At 66.4% G+C, this 17330-nt stretch carries 11 protein-coding genes, 1 tRNA gene and 3 rRNA genes; 2 read left to right on the top strand and 13 right to left on the bottom strand.

What is annotated here, in order from left to right; all coding sequences use genetic code 11:
• Positions 1–70: 70 nt before the first annotated feature.
• The 7 genes from SXIM_RS22300 to thyX all read right to left on the bottom strand — a co-directional run bounded on the left by SXIM_RS22300 (position 71) and on the right by thyX (position 9224).
• Positions 71–143: transfer RNA gene (locus tag SXIM_RS22300), tRNA-Thr, on the bottom strand.
• A gap of 3 nt (positions 144–146) precedes the next feature.
• Positions 147–263: ribosomal RNA gene (rrf, locus tag SXIM_RS22295) — 5S ribosomal RNA — on the bottom strand.
• 50 nt (positions 264–313) lie between these two features.
• A 23S ribosomal RNA gene (locus SXIM_RS22290) occupies positions 314–3436 on the bottom strand.
• A 190-nt stretch (positions 3437–3626) separates the two neighbouring features.
• Positions 3627–5156: ribosomal RNA gene (locus tag SXIM_RS22285) — 16S ribosomal RNA — on the bottom strand.
• The 16S, 23S and 5S rRNA genes sit together here with 1 tRNA gene alongside, the layout of an rRNA operon.
• Before the next feature lie 370 nt (positions 5157–5526).
• Positions 5527–7212, bottom strand: a complete 1686-nt coding sequence (locus tag SXIM_RS22280; RefSeq protein WP_046724971.1) for a ribonuclease J — start codon at positions 7210–7212, stop codon at positions 5527–5529.
• 196 nt (positions 7213–7408) lie between these two features.
• A complete protein-coding gene (gene dapA / locus SXIM_RS22275) occupies positions 7409–8308 on the bottom strand; it encodes a 4-hydroxy-tetrahydrodipicolinate synthase (protein ID WP_046724970.1) in 900 nt (299 codons plus the stop codon).
• Between the two features lie 193 nt (positions 8309–8501).
• Entirely contained in the window at positions 8502–9224 is a 723-nt protein-coding gene (gene thyX, locus SXIM_RS22270; RefSeq protein ID WP_030738097.1) for an FAD-dependent thymidylate synthase, read from the bottom strand.
• Positions 9225–9383: 159 nt separating this feature from the next.
• Here thyX and SXIM_RS27565 point away from each other — a divergent pair, with 159 nt between their 5' ends.
• Entirely contained in the window at positions 9384–9539 is a 156-nt protein-coding gene (locus SXIM_RS27565; RefSeq protein WP_158708085.1) for a hypothetical protein, read from the top strand.
• Positions 9540–9598: 59 nt separating this feature from the next.
• Entirely contained in the window at positions 9599–10147 is a 549-nt protein-coding gene (locus SXIM_RS22265) for a membrane protein (RefSeq protein ID WP_030738099.1), read from the top strand.
• A gap of 69 nt (positions 10148–10216) precedes the next feature.
• Here the strand turns inward: SXIM_RS22265 and SXIM_RS22260 are convergent, their stop codons facing one another.
• From SXIM_RS22260 to eccD, 6 genes are all read right to left on the bottom strand, one after another.
• Positions 10217–10660, bottom strand: coding sequence for a tetratricopeptide repeat protein (locus SXIM_RS22260; RefSeq protein ID WP_030738102.1), 444 nt, complete (start codon positions 10658–10660; stop codon positions 10217–10219).
• Between the two features lie 2 nt (positions 10661–10662).
• Entirely contained in the window at positions 10663–11418 is a 756-nt protein-coding gene (gene dapB, locus SXIM_RS22255) for a 4-hydroxy-tetrahydrodipicolinate reductase (RefSeq protein ID WP_030738104.1), read from the bottom strand.
• A 41-nt stretch (positions 11419–11459) separates the two neighbouring features.
• Positions 11460–12866, bottom strand: coding sequence for a M16 family metallopeptidase (locus tag SXIM_RS22250; protein ID WP_046724969.1), 1407 nt, complete (start codon positions 12864–12866; stop codon positions 11460–11462).
• Entirely contained in the window at positions 12863–15085 is a 2223-nt protein-coding gene (locus SXIM_RS22245; RefSeq protein ID WP_030738108.1) for a polyribonucleotide nucleotidyltransferase, read from the bottom strand. The genes SXIM_RS22250 and SXIM_RS22245 overlap by 4 nt, the downstream gene beginning before the upstream one ends.
• Before the next feature lie 314 nt (positions 15086–15399).
• Positions 15400–15690 carry a 30S ribosomal protein S15 gene (gene rpsO, locus SXIM_RS22240; protein WP_030738110.1) on the bottom strand — a complete coding sequence of 97 codons (291 nt, stop codon included), beginning with the start codon at positions 15688–15690 and terminating at the stop codon, positions 15400–15402.
• Positions 15691–15858: 168 nt separating this feature from the next.
• Entirely contained in the window at positions 15859–17322 is a 1464-nt protein-coding gene (gene eccD / locus SXIM_RS22235; protein ID WP_030738113.1) for a type VII secretion integral membrane protein EccD, read from the bottom strand.
• Positions 17323–17330 lie beyond the last annotated feature (8 nt).

Here is a 17330-nt window from a genome sequence, read left to right as displayed (position 1 = left end):
GCGTCCACACAGGGCAATGCAAAAAGGCCCCCACCATCAGGCGGGAGCCTTTCCTATTGTCTTGCTTCGGAGCCCCAAAACGGAATCGAACCGTTGACCTTCTCCTTACCATGGAGACGCTCTGCCGACTGAGCTATTGGGGCATTGTTCGGCGGCGACCTACTCTCCCACACGGTCCCCCATGCAGTACCATCGGCGCTGAAAGGCTTAGCTTCCGGGTTCGGAATGTAACCGGGCGTTTCCCTTTCGCCATGACCACCGAAACTCTAAATGGTCGTCATTCGAAAAAAAATCACAGTGGACGCGAGCATCTGAGGACAAGCCCTCGGCCTATTAGTACCAGTCAACTCCACCTCTCACGAGGCTTCCATATCTGGCCTATCAACCCTGTCGTCTACAGGGAGCCTTACCCCATCAAGTGGGTGGGAGTCCTCATCTCGAAGCAGGCTTCCCGCTTAGATGCTTTCAGCGGTTATCCTTTCCGAACGTAGCCAACCAGCCATGCCCTTGGCAGAACAACTGGCACACCAGAGGTTCGTCCGTCCCGGTCCTCTCGTACTAGGGACAGCCCTTCTCAAGACTCCAACGCGCACAGCGGATAGGGACCGAACTGTCTCACGACGTTCTAAACCCAGCTCGCGTACCGCTTTAATGGGCGAACAGCCCAACCCTTGGGACCAACTCCAGCCCCAGGATGCGACGAGCCGACATCGAGGTGCCAAACCATCCCGTCGATACGGACTCTTGGGGAAGATCAGCCTGTTATCCCCGGGGTACCTTTTATCCGTTGAGCGACGGCGCTTCCACAAACCACCGCCGGATCACTAGTCCCTGCTTTCGCACCTGCTCGACCTGCCAGTCTCACAGTCAAGCTCCCTTGTGCACTTACACTCACCACCTGATGACCAACCAGGCTGAGGGAACCTTTGGGCGCCTCCGTTACTCTTTAGGAGGCAACCGCCCCAGTTAAACTACCCACCAGACACTGTCCCCGATCCGGATCACGGACCCAGGTTAGACATCCAGCACGATCAGAGTGGTATTTCAACAACGACTCCACCTGAACTAGCGTCCAGGCTTCACAGTCTCCCACCTATCCTACACAAACCGAACCGAACACCAATATCAAGCTATAGTAAAGGTCCCGGGGTCTTTCCGTCCTGCTGCGCGAAACGAGCATCTTTACTCGTAGTGCAATTTCACCGGGCCTATGGTTGAGACAGTCAAGAAGTCGTTACGCCATTCGTGCAGGTCGGAACTTACCCGACAAGGAATTTCGCTACCTTAGGATGGTTATAGTTACCACCGCCGTTTACTGGCGCTTAAGTTCTCAGCTTCGCCACACCGAAATGTGACTAACCGGTCCCCTTAACGTTCCAGCACCGGGCAGGCGTCAGTCCGTATACATCGCCTTACAGCTTCGCACGGACCTGTGTTTTTAGTAAACAGTCGCTTCTCGCTGGTCTCTGCGGCCACCCCCAGCTCAGAGAGCAAGTCTCATCACCAGAAATGGCCCCCCTTCTCCCGAAGTTACGGGGGCATTTTGCCGAGTTCCTTAACCATAGTTCACCCGAACGCCTCGGTATACTCTACCTGACCACCTGAGTCGGTTTAGGGTACGGGCCATTGTGAAACTCGCTAGAGGCTTTTCTCGACAGCATAGGATCATCCACTTCACCACAATCGGCTCGGCATCAGGTCTCACCCTCGTGTGGAACGGATTTACCTGCTCCACGGGCCACACCCTTACCCCGGGACAACCACCGCCCGGGCTGGACTACCTTCCTGCGTCACCCCATCACTCACCTACTACAGGTCTGGACCACCGACTCCACCACTCCACCCACCCCCGAAGGGACAGATGGCGGCTTCGCGGGCTTAGCATCGCCTGATTCAGCGTTGGCGCTCCACAACGGGTACCGGAATATCAACCGGTTATCCATCGACTACGCCTGTCGGCCTCGCCTTAGGCCCCGACTTACCCTGGGCAGATCAACTTGACCCAGGAACCCTTAGTCAATCGGCGCAAGAGTTTCCCACTCTTGTATCGCTACTCATGCCTGCATTCTCACTCGCATACCGTCCACAACTCGTTTCCACGGCTGCTTCACCCGGCACACGACGCTCCCCTACCCACCACAACCTTCGTTAGAAGTATTGTTGCAGTGACACGACTTCGGCGGTGTACTTGAGCCCCGCTACATTGTCGGCGCAGAATCACTCGACCAGTGAGCTATTACGCACTCTTTCAAGGGTGGCTGCTTCTAAGCCAACCTCCTGGTTGTCTCTGCGACTCCACATCCTTTCCCACTTAGCACACGCTTAGGGGCCTTAGTCGATGCTCTGGGCTGTTTCCCTCTCGACCATGGAGCTTATCCCCCACAGTCTCACTGCCGCGCTCTCACTTACCGGCATTCGGAGTTTGGCTAAGGTCAGTAACCCGGTAAGGCCCATCACCTATCCAGTGCTCTACCTCCGGCAAGAAACACACGACGCTGCACCTAAATGCATTTCGGGGAGAACCAGCTATCACGGAGTTTGATTGGCCTTTCACCCCTAACCACAGGTCATCCCCCAGATTTTCAACTCTGGTGGGTTCGGGCCTCCACGAGGTCTTACCCTCGCTTCACCCTGCCCATGGCTAGATCACTCCGCTTCGGGTCTAGGGCATGCTACTGAGTCGCCCTGTTCGGACTCGCTTTCGCTACGGCTACCCCACACGGGTTAACCTCGCAACACACCGCAAACTCGCAGGCTCATTCTTCAAAAGGCACGCAGTCACGGCACACAGAGCAAGCTCTGTGCACGACGCTCCCACGGCTTGTAGGCACACGGTTTCAGGAACTATTTCACTCCGCTCCCGCGGTACTTTTCACCATTCCCTCACGGTACTATCCACTATCGGTCACCAGGGAATATTTAGGCTTAACGGGTGGTCCCGCCAGATTCACACAGGATTTCTCGGGCCCCATGCTACTTGGGAAACCTTTAAGTGAGCCATGCAGATTTCAGCTACGGGGGTCTTACCCTCTACGCCGGGCCTTTCGCATGCCCTTCGCCTATCCACACAGTTTCTTACTCACCGACCGTCCGGCAGAACGATCAAAAAAGCTCCCACAACCCCGCATGCGCAACCCCTGCCGGGTATCACACACATACGGTTTAGCCTCCTCCGGTTTCGCTCACCACTACTCCCGGAATCACGGTTGTTTTCTCTTCCTGCGGGTACTGAGATGTTTCACTTCCCCGCGTTCCCTCCACACCGCCTATACATTCAGCAGTGGGTGACAGCCCATAACGACTGCCGGGTTTCCCCATTCGGAAACCCCCGGATCACAGCTAGGTTGACAACTCCCCGGGGACTATCGCGGCCTCCCACGTCCTTCATCGGTTCCTGGTACCAAGGCATCCACCGTGCGCCCTTAAAAACTTGGCCACAGATGCTCGCGTCCACTGTGCAATTCTCAAACAACAACCGAAGATTCGACCTTTCACAGCCGTACCTTCAGACACCCAACAGCGTGCACAAATAAAGCGTCAATGTTCCACCCATGAGCAAACCACCGCCGGACACTCGCCGGCGTAGTGGCTCTGGACTACCAAAAGGCAGCCTAGAAGCTCCTTAGAAAGGAGGTGATCCAGCCGCACCTTCCGGTACGGCTACCTTGTTACGACTTCGTCCCAATCGCCAGTCCCACCTTCGACAGCTCCCTCCCACAAGGGGTTAGGCCACCGGCTTCGGGTGTTACCGACTTTCATGACGTGACGGGCGGTGTGTACAAGGCCCGGGAACGTATTCACCGCAGCAATGCTGATCTGCGATTACTAGCGACTCCGACTTCATGGGGTCGAGTTGCAGACCCCAATCCGAACTGAGACCGGCTTTTTGAGATTCGCTCCACCTCGCGGTATCGCAGCTCATTGTACCGGCCATTGTAGCACGTGTGCAGCCCAAGACATAAGGGGCATGATGACTTGACGTCGTCCCCACCTTCCTCCGAGTTGACCCCGGCAGTCTCCCGTGAGTCCCCGGCACCCCCGAAGGGATCCGCTGGCAACACAGGATAAGGGTTGCGCTCGTTGCGGGACTTAACCCAACATCTCACGACACGAGCTGACGACAGCCATGCACCACCTGTACACCGACCACAAGGGGGCGACCATCTCTGGCCGTTTCCGGTGTATGTCAAGCCTTGGTAAGGTTCTTCGCGTTGCGTCGAATTAAGCCACATGCTCCGCCGCTTGTGCGGGCCCCCGTCAATTCCTTTGAGTTTTAGCCTTGCGGCCGTACTCCCCAGGCGGGGCACTTAATGCGTTAGCTGCGGCACGGACAACGTGGAATGTTGCCCACACCTAGTGCCCACCGTTTACGGCGTGGACTACCAGGGTATCTAATCCTGTTCGCTCCCCACGCTTTCGCTCCTCAGCGTCAGTATCGGCCCAGAGATCCGCCTTCGCCACCGGTGTTCCTCCTGATATCTGCGCATTTCACCGCTACACCAGGAATTCCGATCTCCCCTACCGAACTCTAGCCTGCCCGTATCGACTGCAGACCCAGGGTTAAGCCCTGGGCTTTCACAATCGACGCGACAGGCCGCCTACGAGCTCTTTACGCCCAATAATTCCGGACAACGCTTGCACCCTACGTATTACCGCGGCTGCTGGCACGTAGTTAGCCGGTGCTTCTTCTGCAGGTACCGTCACTTTCGCTTCTTCCCTGCTGAAAGAGGTTTACAACCCGAAGGCCGTCATCCCTCACGCGGCGTCGCTGCATCAGGCTTTCGCCCATTGTGCAATATTCCCCACTGCTGCCTCCCGTAGGAGTCTGGGCCGTGTCTCAGTCCCAGTGTGGCCGGTCACCCTCTCAGGCCGGCTACCCGTCGTCGTCTTGGTAGGCCACTACCCCACCAACAAACTGATAGGCCGCGGGCTCATCCTGCACCGCCGGAACTTTCCACACACGAGCATGCGCTCATGTGTCGTATCCGGTATTAGACCCAGTTTCCCGGGCTTATCCCAGAGTGCAGGGCAGATTGCCCACGTGTTACTCACCCGTTCGCCACTAATCCCCGGCCGAAACCGGTTCATCGTTCGACTTGCATGTGTTAAGCACGCCGCCAGCGTTCGTCCTGAGCCAGGATCAAACTCTCCATGAATGCTTCATGTAAGAGCAAGGAAAATCCTCGCTTAAATGCTGCACCTCAGACGAGGTCGAGATGCAGACTCAGTAAATCATCTGGCATTGACTATTTGGCACGCTGTTGAGTTCTCAAGGAACGGATGCTTCCTTTGGTTCCCTCTCGGGCCCCTCCGGGCTTTCCCTTCGTGTTTCTCACCTTATCAGAGGTAACTTCCGTGCCTTTCCCGGCACTTGAGTCTGCTCTCCGACGTCCCGGTTTCCCCGGCCAGTTGGACTGTCCGGCGTTCCCGTTGCGGCGATGACGTAAACGTACTGGAGCGGGGCGCCCGGATGCAAATCCTGGCGCCCCGCAGGCAGATGACGGGGTCCTCGCGGACCCGTCCGCCTCAGACCTCGACCACGACCGGCATGATCATCGGGCGCCGGCGGTACACGTCGGAGACCCACTTGCCCACCGTGCGGCGCACCAGCTGCTGCAACTGGTGAGCCTCGACCACGCCGTCCTGGGCGGACTTGGCGAGCACCTCGTCGATCTTCGGGATGACCTCGGCGAAGGCCGCGTCGTCGATGCCCGAGCCCCGCGCATGGATGCTCGGGCCGCTGACGATCTTGCCCGTGCTGCTGTCGACCACCACGAACACGGAGATGAAGCCCTCGTCCCCCAGGATCCGCCGGTCCTTCAGGCTGGACTCGGTGACGCCGCCGACCGACAGGCCGTCCACGTACACATAGCCGGCCTGGACCTTGCCGACGATCTTCGCCTTGCCCTTGACCAGGTCGACGACCACGCCGTCCTCGGCGATCACGATCCGGTCGGCCGGTACCCCGGTGAGCGCGCCGAGTTCGGCGTTGGCGCGCAGATGGCGCCATTCGCCGTGCACCGGCATCAGGTTCCGCGGCTTGCAGATGTTGTAGAAGTACAACAGCTCGCCGGCCGAGGCGTGCCCGGACACATGGACCTTGGCGTTGCCCTTGTGGACGACGTTGGCGCCCCAGCGGGTCAGTCCGTTGATCACCCGGTAGACCGCGTTCTCGTTCCCGGGGATCAGGGAGGAGGCCAGGATGACCGTGTCGCCCTCGACGATGCGGATCTGGTGGTCGCGGTTGGCCATCCGGGACAGGGCTGCCATGGGCTCGCCCTGGGAGCCGGTGCACACCAGCACGACGTCCCGGTCCGGGAGATCGTCCAGCGCCCGCACATCCACCACCAGGCCCGGCGGGACCCGCAGATAGCCCAGGTCCCGCGCGATGCCCATGTTGCGGACCATGGAACGGCCCACGAAGGCGATCTTGCGGCCGTGTTCCTGGGCGGCGTCCACGATCTGCTGGATGCGGTGCACATGACTGGCGAAGCTCGCCACGATGATCCGCTTGTCGGCCCGTGCGAAGACCTGGCGCAGCACCCCGGAGATCTCCCGCTCGGGGGAGACGAAGCCGGGGACCTCGGCGTTGGTGGAGTCCGACAGCAGCAGGTCGATGCCCTCCTCGCCGAGCCGGGCGAAGGCCCGCAGGTCGGTGAGGCGGCCGTCCAGCGGCAGCTGGTCCATCTTGAAGTCGCCGGTGTGCACGACCATGCCGGCCGGGGTACGGATGGCGACCGCGAGCGCGTCCGGGATCGAGTGGTTGACCGCCACGAATTCGCAGTCGAAGGGGCCGATCCGCTCGCTGGTGCCCTCCGCCACCTCCAGGGTGTAGGGGCGGATGCGGTGCTCCTGGAGCTTGGCCTCGATCAGGGCGAGGGTCAGCTTGGAGCCGATCAGCGGGATGTCCGGCTTCTCACGGAGCAGGTACGGCACGCCACCGATGTGGTCCTCGTGGCCGTGAGTGAGGACGATGCCCTCGATGTCGTCGAGACGGTTCCGCAGGGACGTGAAGTCCGGCAGGATCAGGTCGATGCCGGGCTGCTCCTCCTCGGGGAAGAGCACTCCGCAGTCGACGATCAGCAGCCGGCCGCCGTACTCGAAGACCGTCATGTTGCGGCCGATCTCGCCGAGGCCGCCGAGCGGGGTGACCCGCAGGCCGCCCTCCGGGAGTTTCGGCGGCCGGCCGAGTTCTGGATGGGGATGACTCAAGAGACTCTCCTGACCACGCGCGCCGGGCGGCCCCGTGGAGGCGGCGGGCACGCGTGTGGGATTTCGTATGTTGATCTGTTGATATGTCGGAGTGTTTCGACGAGTCGAACCCACTCCGGGGGTATCGCCGTGCCGGGCGGACCTGATCGGTGCCGCTCGTTGTGCTGGTGTTGCTGGTCTTGCGAAGTCTGGGTTCTCAGATCTGTACCCCGCCGGCGGCCAGATCCCGCTTGAGCTGTTCGGTTTCCTCATCGGTGAGCCCGACCATCGGGAGCCGCAGCGGGCCGCCGGGCAGACCCTGGAAGCCGAGGGCCGCCTTGGAGGTGATCACACCCTGGGTGCGGAACATGCCGGTGAAGACGGGGAGCAGCTTCTGGTGGATCTCCGTGGCCTTGGCGACGTCGCCGCCGGTGTAGGCGTTCACCAGGGAGCGCAGCTCGGGGGTGACCACATGGCCCACCACGGAGACGAAGCCGACGGCGCCCACCGACAGCAGCGGCAGGTTCAGCATGTCGTCGCCCGAGTACCAGGCGAGACCCGTGGTGGCGATGGCCCAGCTCGCCCGCCCCAGGTCGCCCTTGGCGTCCTTGTTGGCCACGATACGCGGGTGCTCGGCCAGCCGCACCATCGTCTCGGTGTTGATCGGCACCCCACTGCGCCCGGGGATGTCGTAGAGCATCACCGGCAGCTCGGTGGCGTCCGCGATGGCGGTGAAGTGCTGGACCAGGCCCTCCTGCGGGGGCTTGTTGTAGTACGGGGTGACGGCGAGGATGCCGTGCGCCCCGGCCTCCTGGGCGGCGCGGGCCAGCGCCAGGCTGTGCCGGGTGTCGTTGGTGCCCGCTCCGGCCACCACGTGGGCACGGTCTCCGACCGCCTCGACCACGGCGCGCACGAGCTGGGCTTTCTCCGCGTCGGAGGTGGTCGGGGATTCGCCGGTGGTGCCATTGACGATCAGGCCGTCATTGCCGGCGTCCACCAGGTGGGCGGCGAGTCGCTGCGCGCCGTCGAGATCCAGCGAGCCGTCCGGGGTGAACGGCGTGACCATCGCGGTCAGCACCCGTCCGAAGGGCGTGAGGGGTGTGGAGGTCGGAGCCATGGGAACCACGCTACTCGCAGCTCGGCGTCCCGCGATCCACCGGGATGCCCTACATGTGGATCCCGGCGCTGCCTGCTCGGGGGTTCAGACAGCGCCGGGGTCCGTTCAATCACCCTAAATGAACTTCTCGAAATGTCGCAATACGGACACTTCGCTCAGCTTTTCGGGCACCCGGGCATCCCGGGGGCCGGGGCTACGGGGCCACTCGGCCATTGGCGTTGAAGGCCGCGTACGTCAGTGGCATCAGCCGCGCCCACTCCGTCTCCATCTTCTCCGCGACCATCTCGATCTCACGCTGTGGGAAGGAGGGCACCGTGGCCTGTTCGTGCTGGGTGCGCAGCCCGAGGAAGTGCATGAGTGAGCGGGCGTTGCAGGTGGCGTACATCGTGGAGAACAGCCCGACCGGCAGCGTGGCCCTGGCCACCTCGCGGGCGACCCCGTCGGCCAGCAGTTCCCGGTAGGCCGCGTAGGACTGCCGGTAGGAGTCCTCCATGGTCTTGCCGAGCGCCGCGTGCTGCTCGGGGGTGCCGTCGACGAACTCGTACTTGCCCGGCCGGCCGCGCTGCACCAGCTTGCGGTCCTCACCCGGGATGTAGAACACCGGCTCCAGCTCCCGGTACCTTCCGCTCTCCTCGTTGTAGGACCAGCCGACCCGGTGTCGATGGAACTCGCGGAAGACGAAGATCGGCGCGCTGACGAAGAAGGTCATGGAGTTGTGCTCGAACGGGCTGCCGTGCCGGTCCCGCATCAGATAGTTGATCAGCCCCTTGGACCGCTCAGGGTCCTTGCTGACCTCTTCGAGTGACTGCTCCCCCACGGTGGAGACACGGGCCGCCCACAGCACATCGGTGTCGGAGGCGCTGTGCTTGACCAGTTCGACGGTCACATCACTGCGGAAACTGGGTGTATCGGTCACCGGCGGGCCCTTTCAGGAACGTACTGCGAGTAGCGGGGCCCACCCTACGGGCCGCCGCCGACAGTCCCGTCGGTGGCCGGACAGATCAGGACCGACGGGCTGAGTCGGACTGTTCGTCTGATATTTTTGATTTGGGGCCATTTGGGGGAAGGAGAGGGTATGCGACAGCTGACGATCGGCGTCCTCGTCACCCGCGCGCTCCTGGGCCTCGCCCTGCTGTCCGCCCTGGTCGGGGCCGTACTGCTGGCCCGGCCCGCCCTCGACGTGGAGCACGGGACCACCGCCGTGACACCGGAGGCGGCCGAGGGTTCCTGAGCGCGATAACCTCACCCGTGCACTGCCAGCGGCGAACGTGACACGAACGAGGACGAGCCTTGCCCCTGCCCTTTCTCGCGGCCGACCGTGACTTCGACTCCACCACGTCGGACGCATCCCTCCCCCACGCCGGAGCCGATCAGTGGCGCCGCCCCTACCGGCTCGGCCCGCAGCGGGTGGCGGTCTCCGCACTGGCCCTGCTGCTCTCGGCGTACCTGCTGATCTCCGCGCTGATCATCGCCATCGCCGGCACCGTCGGCGCGGCCGGGGCCACCCTGGTCATCGCGGCCGTCTCCATAGCCTTCGCCCTGCGCGTCCTGCGCATGGGCATCTGGGTCAGCCCGCGCGGACTGCGCCGGGTGGGTCTGCTGAGCACCCGGACGCTGCGCTGGCGGGAGATCGAACGGGTCTCCACCGTCCAGCAGCCGGTGCGCTGGCTCGGACTGCCGCGCACCGTACAGGGCCAGTCCATCCACATCGAGCCGCGCCGCGGTGAGCCCCTGCGGCCGCTGCTCACCGACCACAGCGCGGACTTCCTCAGCCGGCGGAAGGCCTTCGAGCGCGCCGCCGACGTCCTGGAGGCCTGGGCCGCCGAGCACCGCCACTGAACTCCGCCCGGCACACGGACCGCGGCCCGGTACGGCACACCGCCGTACCGGGCCGCGGTCCTTCCCGTCTCAGGCCCGGCCCGCCCGCAGCGCGATCGCGTGCTCCATGGCCTTGCGGGCGCGCGGGGTGTCCCGGGCGTCGTGGTACGCCAGGGCCAGGCGGAACCAGCACCGCCAATCGCGGGGATTCGCCTCCGCCTCCGCCTGCCGCTCCGCGAACGCGGCGTCGGCCGCCGCCTGCTCGATCCGGCCGCTGGGGGTACGCGGCAGATCGTCCACCGGCAGCCCGCCCTCGGCCTCCAACTCCTTGGCCAGCTTCCCGGCGTCCCGCGCGAAGCGGGTGGTACGCCACAGGAACCAGGCACCGATCAGCGGCATCACCAGCACGGCGATCCCGAACGGGACCGTCACCCAGGTGCCCTGCCCGATCAGCACCACCCCGCGGTGCCCGGCCAGCACGAAATAGCCGACGAGCAGCACCGACACCAGCGTGTAGCCGATCTTTCCCGCCATCGCTAGCCGTCCAGATCCATGAAGTGCTCCAGGCCCAGGGTCAGGCCCGGCGTGCCCGTGACGCGGCGCACGCCCAGCAGCACCCCGGGCATGAACGAGCCACGGTTCATGGAGTCGTGGCGCAGGGTGAAGATCTCCCCCTCGTCGCCGAACAGCACTTCCTGGTGAGCCACCAGGCCGCGCAGCCGGACCGCGTGCACCGGCACCCCGTCCACGTCGGCGCCGCGGGCGCCCTCCAGCGCGGTGCTCGTGGCGTCGGGCTGGGCCGGCAGCTTCGCGTCCGCACGGGCGCGGGCGATCAGCTGAGCGGTGCGCACGGCCGTGCCGCTGGGGGCGTCGGCCTTGTGCGGGTGATGCAGCTCGACGACCTCCACTGATTCGAAGAAACGGGCGGCCTGCTGGGCGAAGTGCATGGTGAGCACGGCGCCGATGCCGAAATTCGGCGCGATCAGCACCCCGGTGCCGGGGGATCCGGCCAGCCAGGTACGCAGCAGGTCCAGCCGTTCCCCGGTGAACCCGGTGGTGCCGACCACGCCGTGGATGCCGTGCCGGACGCAGAACTCCAGGTTGTCCATCACCGCGTCGGGGTGGGTCAGGTCGATGGCGACCTGGGCCCCCGTCTCGGTCAGCGTCTCCAGCCGGTCCCCCCGGCCGAGTTCCGCGACCAGCTCCAGGTCATCGGCGGCCCCGACGGCCCGTACCGCCTCGGAGCCCATCCGCCCGCGGGCTCCCAGGACGGCGACGCGCAGCTTGCTCATTCGTTCTCTTCCGCTCTTCCGCTCTCGTCCGCTTCTCGTGCTCAGGCCATGGCCTCGTGCAGCTTGGCGGTGTGCTTGTCCTTCAGCGGACCGATGATGGACAGCGAGGGCTTGTGGCCGAGCACCTGGGCCGCCACCTCCCGCACCTCGTCCGGGGTCACCGCCCGGTACCGCTCCAGCAGACCGGTCACCGACAGCTGCTCGCCCCAGCACACCTCGCTCTTGCCGAGCCGGTGCATCAGGGCGCCGGTGTCCTCCAGGCCCAGCACCGTGGAGCCGGCCAGCTGACCGATCGCCCGCCGGGTCTCCTCCTCGCCCAGTCCGTGCTCGGCGATGTCCGCCAGCGTCTCGCGGGAGATCGCCAGCACATCGCCCAGCCGCTCGGGGCGGCAGCCGGCGTACACCCCGAACAGGCCGCAGTCGGCGTATCCGGAGGTGTGCGCGTACACGCTGTAGGCCAGCCCGCGGCGCTCCCGTACCTCCTGGAACAGCCGCGAGGACATGCCGCCGCCCAGCGCCGTGGACAGGACGGCCAGCGCCCAGCGCCGCTCGTCGTGCCGGGAGACGCCCGGCATGCCCAGGATCAGGTGTGCCTGCTCGGTCGCCCGCTCCTGGACGTCGACGGCACCCGCCGTACGGATCAGCCGTGCGCCGCCGCGCGGGTCCAGCGGGCTCGCGTCCGCCGCTCCCAGCGCGCCGGCCCGTTCGAAGGCGGCCCGCACCTGCTCCACGACGGTGTCGTGGTCGAGGTTGCCGGCCGCGGTGACGACCAGCCGGGTGGGGTCGTAGTGCCGCCGGTAGAAGCGCGCGATCTGGTCCCGGGTGAGGGCCCCGACGGTCTCCTCGGTGCCCAGCACCGGGCGGCCCAGCGGGGTGTCGCCCAACAGGGTCTGGGCGAAGAGGTCATGGACCCCGTCGCCCGGATCGTCGTCCGTCATGGCGATCTCTTCGAGGATGACGTTCCGCTCGGCCTCCACCTCTGCCGGGTCGATGACCGAGGAGGTGAGCATGTCGCACACGACGTCGACGGCCAGCGGCAGATCACTGTCCAGCACCCGGGCGTAGTAGCAGGTGAACTCCTTCGTGGTGAAGGCGTTCATCTCACCGCCGACCGCCTCGACGACAGAGGAGATCTCCAGCGCGCTGCGCCGCTCGGTGCCCTTGAACAGCACGTGTTCGAGGTAGTGGGTGGCGCCGGCCAGCGCCGGGGTCTCGTCCCGGGAGCCGACCGCGGCCCAGATGCCGAAGGAGACCGAGCGCACGGAGGGCACGGTCTCGGTGACGACGCGCAGGCCGCCGGGGAGCACGGTCTTGCGGACGGTGCCGCCGCCCCCGGTGGGGGCGCCCCCGGCCGAGGGCCGCGGGACGGTCACGGCGTGCGGACGGGGCACGGCCCGCCCCACCGGTGCGGTGGGGCGGGCCGTCCTGGTACCAGGGGTACGCGTCACTTGTCGGCAGCGTCCTTCTCGGCGGTGTCCTCGGCGGCCTCGTCCTCCATGACGGGGATCAGCGAGAGCTTGCCGCGCTGGTCGATCTCGGCGATCTCGACCTGGACCTTCTGGCCCACGCCCAGAACGTCCTCGACGTTCTCCACGCGCTTGCCACCGGCGAGCTTGCGGATCTGCGAGATGTGCAGCAGTCCGTCCTTGCCGGGGAGCAGGGAGACGAAGGCACCGAAGGTGGTGGTCTTCACCACGGTGCCCAGGTACCGCTCGCCGACCTCGGGCATCGTCGGGTTGGCGATGCCGTTGATCGTGGCGCGGGCGGCCTCGGCGGCCGGGCCGTCGGCGGCACCGATGTAGATGGTGCCGTCGTCCTCGATTGTGATGTCGGCGCCGGTGTCCTCCTGGATCTGGTTGATCATCTTGCCCTTGGGGCCGATGACCTCACCGATCTTGTCCACGGGGATCTTCACGGTGATGATCCGCGGGGCGTTCGGGGACATCTCGTCGGGCACGTCGATGGCCTCGCCCATCACATCGAGGATGTGGAGGCGGGCGTCGCGGGCCTGCTTGAGCGCGGCGGCCAGAACCGAGGCCGGGATGCCGTCCAGCTTGGTGTCCAGCTGGAGGGCGGTCACGAACTGCTTGGTGCCGGCGACCTTGAAGTCCATGTCGCCGTAGGCGTCCTCCGCACCGAGGATGTCGGTGAGGGTGACGTAGTGGGTCTCGCCCTCGATCTCCTGGGAGATCAGGCCCATGGCGATACCGGCGACGGGGGCCTTGAGCGGCACACCGGCGTTCAGCAGCGACATGGTGGAGGCGCAGACCGACCCCATGGAGGTCGAGCCGTTGGAGCCCAGCGCCTCGGAGACCTGCCGGATGGCGTAGGGGAACTCCTCGCGGGTGGGCAGCACCGGCACCAGCGCGCGCTCGGCGAGCGCGCCGTGGCCGATCTCGCGGCGCTTGGGGGAGCCGACCCGGCCGGTCTCACCGGTGGAGTAGGGCGGGAAGTTGTAGTTGTGCATGTAGCGCTTGCGGGTCACCGGGGAGAGGGTGTCCAGCTGCTGCTCCATGCGGAGCATGTTGAGCGTGGTGACGCCCAGGATCTGGGTCTCGCCGCGCTCGAAGAGGGCCGAACCGTGTACCCGCGGGATGGCCTCGACCTCGGCGGCCAGCGTACGGATGTCGGTGACACCGCGGCCGTCGATGCGGACCTTGTCCTTGATGACGCGCTCACGGACCAGCTGCTTGGTGAGCGAGCGGTACGCGGCGGAGATCTCCTTCTCGCGGCCCTCGAACTGGGGCAGCAGCTTCTCGGCGGCCACGACCTTGACGCGGTCGAGCTCGCCCTCGCGCTCCTGCTTGCCGGCGATGGTCAGCGCCTGGGCCAGCTCGTCGCGGACAGCGGCGGACAGCGCCTCGAAGACGTCGTCCTCGTAGTCCAGGAAGACCGGGAACTCGCCGGTGGGCTTGGCGGCCTTGGCGGCGAGGTCGGACTGGGCGCGGCACAGCACCTTGATGAAGGGCTTGGCGGCCTCGAGACCGGCGGCGACGACCTCCTCGGTCGGCGCGGCGGCACCGCCCTTGACCAGCTCGATGGTCTTCTCGGTGGCCTCGGCCTCGACCATCATGATCGCGACGTCACCGTCGGGAAGCACGCGGCCGGCGACGACCATGTCGAAGACGGCGTTCTCCAGCTCGCTGTGGGTGGGGAAGGCCACCCACTGGCCCTGGATCAGCGCGACCCGGGTACCGCCGATGGGGCCGGAGAAGGGCAGGCCGGCCAGCTGCGTGGAGCAGGAGGCGGCGTTGATGGCGACCACGTCGTACAGGTGGTCGGGGTTGAGCGCCATGATCGTCTCGACGACCTGGATCTCGTTGCGCAGGCCCTTCTTGAAGGAGGGGCGCAGCGGGCGGTCGATCAGCCGGCAGGTGAGGATGGCGTCCTCGGAGGGGCGGCCCTCGCGCCGGAAGAAGGAGCCGGGGATCTTCCCGGCGGCGTACATCCGCTCCTCGACGTCGACGGTCAGCGGGAAGAAGTCCAGCTGGTCCTTCGGCTTCTTCGAGGCGGTGGTGGCCGACAGCACCATGGTGTCGTCGTCCAGGTAGGCCACGGCGGAACCGGCGGCCTGCCGCGCGAGGCGGCCGGTCTCGAAGCGGATGGTGCGGGTGCCGAAGGCGCCGTTGTCGATGACGGCCTCGGCGTAGTGGGTTTCGTTCTCCACCTGGGATGTCTCCTGTTTCTCGCCCCGCCGGGTGTGACCGGGCGGGACGTCAATCGGTGGAGCACCTCCGTACGGGCCGGCCATCGATCGAAGCTCCCGGGAAGTCGCCCGGGGGCCACTACCGAGGACCGGCGACGGATGAGAAGGCGCTCCGCCTCATGCTCTGTCGTTGTGCAGTGGTGGGACCAGCCTACAAAGGCATCGGTCCGGGGGCCCGGTTTCCGCGTCGGGCGGTCGCCCGCCGGGGTGCCTGCCGGGCCGGATACGGCGAAGGGAGCGGCCCCGCCAGCGGTGGCCGCTCCCTCTCCGACGTCTTAGCGGGCGCCCGCCGCGCCGCGGCGGATGCCGAGACGCTCCACCAGGCTGCGGAAGCGCTGGATGTCCTTCTTGGCCAGGTACTGGAGCAGCCGGCGGCGCTGGCCGACCAGCAGCAGCAGGCCGCGGCGGGAGTGGTGGTCGTGCTTGTGGGTCTTCAGGTGCTCGGTCAGGTCCGAGATACGGCGGGACAGCAGCGCCACCTGGACCTCGGGGGAACCGGTGTCACCCTCCTTGGTGGCGAAATCCGCGATGATCTTCTGCTTCGTGGCGGCATCGAGCGACGACACACGTACTCCTCATGGAATCGGCCCGGAAGCGGCCCCTGGTCTTCTTCACAGGGGCACAGGGATGGTGAAAGACAACTCACCGGGCGCACGACACCCTATCAGCCGGGCCGGGGTGGTCCTGACCGGTTGTTCCCCTTGTGCGGTCTTCCCCCGCGCCGGACCGGTTCGTCAGTCGCTGGTCAGCCCGCGTGCGCGGGCGTAGATCCCGAGGACGGCCAGGCACAGCGGGATCAGGGACAGCAGCAGCGCGGACTCGGTGAGGTCCAGGGCCCGTCCCCAGAAGGGGGTGAGCCCGGCACGCGGCACGATGAGCGCGATCGCGGTCAGGACGGCCGCGGCGGCGGCGAGGACGGCGGTCAGCCACAGGGTGCGCAGGTCGAGCGCGGTGCTGTCACCGGCCAGCAGGTCGCGCACGGCGCCGGCGGGCGGGTGCAGCAGGAAGCCGGTGACCAGCAGGGCGAGCGCGGCGAGGCCGGCCGTCAGCAGCACGGACACCTGGACGGCGTACCGGAAGAGCCGGGAGCGGGTCAGCAGGGTGCCCGCGGTGGCCAGGGCGAGCAGCTGGCCCCAGCCGCTGGAGGAGAATCCCAGAACGGCGACGGCGGTGGTGGCGGCGATGGCGCAGCCGGCGGTGAGGCCGAGCAGGATCTGGTGGCCGAGGCGGGCCTGGGCGGCTATCCGCTCGGCGTCGACGGGGCTCTCGGGCGGCGCGGGCTGGTCGGGGTCCGCGGTGTCGAAGTCGGCGCGCGGGGCCTCGTAGCCGATGGGCAGCCGGACGAGGGCCGCGGACAGTCCCGGCAGGAAGCCGAGGGCGCCGATGGCGACGGGCGCGGTGAGCGCGGCGGCGGACACCGGGCGGGCGTCGGCCACGATCGCGGCGAAGGTGGCGAGGGTGCCGATGAGGGCCGCGGTGGTGGTGGCCACGAACGGGGCGGCGGCGTCGGGCAGGGCCGCCGCGGCGACGACGGACAGCACCAGGACGGCGACGCAGCCCAGCAGCAGTTCGAGACGGCCCACGCCGTGCCCGTCGGCCAGCGGCAGGGCGCCGGTGCCCGCGATCAGCCCGTGCGGGAGGGCGGCGAGGCCGAACGCCACGGCGGCGGGCCGGTCGCCGTACACCCGGGCGCGCACCACGCTGAAGGAGATCAGCAGGACGGCCAGCACCCCGGCGATGATCCCGGGCAGGCCGTGCAGGTCGTGGCGCACCGGGTCGGCGTACCACAGCACGGCGGCGGCCAGGGTGGTGAGGACGGCGGCGCCGGTCAGCCCCGCGGTGCGCAGCCGCTGGTCCTGCCACAGGGCGCGGTCGTGGGTGACGGCGTCGGCGACGGCTTCGCTGACGTCGTCGTGCACCGGGGGCGGCAGGGCGTCGGCGACCGGGCGCAGGACGAGCACCTCGCCGTCCAGGACGCGCTGCGCGGCCAGGGTGCGGGAGCCGTCCAGAACGCTTCCGTCACGGCGCACGAGGTGGTAGCCGACGGGGGCACCTTCGGCGGGTGCCTGGCCGGTGAGCTGGAGTAGCTGGGCGTAGAGGTCGGCCAGAGGCATGTCCTCCGGCAGCGCCACGTCGATCCGGCTGTCGGGCGCGGCGACGGTGACGCGGCAGAAGCCGGTGGCCGCTGTCGAGTTCACGTGTGATT

Origin of the sequence: Streptomyces xiamenensis (assembly GCF_000993785.3) — a bacterium.
Classification (GTDB): Bacteria; Actinomycetota; Actinomycetes; order Streptomycetales; family Streptomycetaceae; genus Streptomyces; species Streptomyces xiamenensis.
The sequence above is the reverse complement of the archived record's forward strand: the minus strand, read 5'-3'. Positions and strand labels throughout refer to the sequence as shown.